We start from the raw sequence: 1,943 nt of genomic DNA on the forward strand, positions 1-1,943 counted from the left end.
CTGTCAGTAAATATACAGTCACATTCACAGAATCCGGTCTCCCATCAGGCACATCATGGTCTGTAACTCTTAATGGATCAACCGAATCATCCACAACAGACACAATAACATTCACAGAACCCAATGGAACATACTCATACACAGTCAGCAATGTATCTGGATATTCAGTATCGCCATCATCCGGTTCAGTAACGGTAAGTGGAAGCAGTGTTCCAGTAACCATAACTTATACTTCCACATCTACGAGCAAATCTCCGTCTTCCGGAACATCTGACATAGAACTCTACATCATAATAGGTGTGGTTGTTGTCATTGCAGTCATAGGTTCTGCAGTTGCACTTATTAGGAGGAGAAAGTAAATCCTCTACTTACATTTCGTGGCACTACGCGTATGTGCACAAAGCTTATCTTAAAGAACAATCGACAAGTTGTCTATCCACTTAATTACCTATCTTTTTGACTGAAATTATACACTACATCTTCTGAACCATATATTCACTGACTTCACCGAAACATGTAAATAGTGTGTAGTGTAGAACTATATACTACGACATTCATAAGAAGGATCAAGACAAAATCCTGAACCTATCTTGCCGAGGTTCGCAATAAGAGGGTGGAGGGCAAGGTAAAACAGGAATTTATAAGATACGTGGGCAAAGAGATGAACAGCTCCGTGGTTCGGAAAGTGTCTTCTGATGATATAAGAGCAATAGAGGTTCGCAGATCACTGGACGTTGAGATGGTTCACAGGATATCATCCAGTCTGGGAATAAACTCCATGATCCCCATGAATGCATCCGTCATGGTATATTCACAGCTTCTTGATCGCCCTGCAATAAACCGGATGCCTGAATATCTGCAGGAGACAGAGATACTGAGATACCTTGGCATTGAGAGTATCGATACAAAGGATCTTTATGAATCCCTGCAGGAAATAAACGATATGGATTTCTCGGCCATGGAGGAGAAGCTCGCATCCATATTCCTTGGCATAGAAAAGGATAGACGATCCGTAATAATAGATGTCACAGATACATACTTCACGGGAGATTCCATTGATTCGAGACCGAGAAAGGGAAAGGAGGGCAGGATAAAGAAGCTTATACAGATAGCTCTCGTTGTGACGGAGAAGAGAGGTTTTCCGCTGTTCCATCGCATATACCCGGGCAATGTATCCAACAGATCCATCATGGACGATATTGTAAAGGATCTCTGGCTCAAGGACTATACTGCAATTATCATGGATCGGGGAATGTCCGATCCAAAGAGAATAAAATCCATGCTGGATCTGAAATTCACCATGATCAGCGGTCTAAAGAAAACGCCGGACCTGAAGAGGATCATTGACGGAATCGACAGGAACGAGATATACACAAAGAAACGCATGGTGTCGCTGAAGAACACAAAGGTATACTAGACCGATTTCCCTTCCCTTTCTGGTAGGCTTGTTGTTGTATATAATCCGGCCATGGAATCCCTGAAGAAGGATCATTATTACGAACATTCCTCAAATGAAGATATAGCGAAATATCTCGGATATTCCCTCATATTCCACAATACGGATCTCGGCATTGACAATGTCGTAAGAAAATACTAAGACAAGGATTCTGTGGAGAGGGCATTCAAGCAGATGAAGGGCATTCTTGATCTGAGGCCTGTGAGGGTGTGGCTGAAGTCCCATATCGAGGGTCATGTGAAGATATGCTATCTCGCATATTCCATACTCAGTTATCTTTCTTACATACTGGAGAAGAAGGAAATATCCGGACCGGAGGCTATGGACATAATTAGAACATGTTACAGGGTATATCTGGAGGATCAGAAGAGTCAATTCAAATGGGAATCACTGGTTGCTCTGTCTGCAGTACAGAAGGAGATCATAGATGTAGTGATCAAAAATACCTAAAAAGATAGGTAATTAAATAATTGGATACCTACCTATC

General features: G+C 41.9%; 2 protein-coding genes and 1 pseudogene. All 3 read left to right on the forward strand.

Annotation, left to right across the window (positions count from 1 at the left end; genetic code table 11):
• Positions 1 to 359, forward strand: a pseudogene (locus ACNF42_RS08575) (hypothetical protein); the annotation flags it as partial.
• Positions 360 to 613: 254 nt separating this feature from the next.
• Positions 614 to 1,417, forward strand: coding sequence for a transposase (locus tag ACNF42_RS08580; protein ID WP_443340355.1), 804 nt, complete (start codon positions 614 to 616; stop codon positions 1,415 to 1,417).
• A gap of 192 nt (positions 1,418 to 1,609) precedes the next feature.
• Complete coding sequence (locus tag ACNF42_RS08585; RefSeq protein ID WP_443340357.1) at positions 1,610 to 1,906, forward strand: hypothetical protein; 297 nt, start codon at positions 1,610 to 1,612, stop codon at positions 1,904 to 1,906.
• Positions 1,907 to 1,943 lie beyond the last annotated feature (37 nt).

The sequence above is a fragment of the Cuniculiplasma thermophilum genome, from assembly GCF_052315355.1.
GTDB lineage: Archaea > Thermoplasmatota > Thermoplasmata > Thermoplasmatales > Thermoplasmataceae > Cuniculiplasma.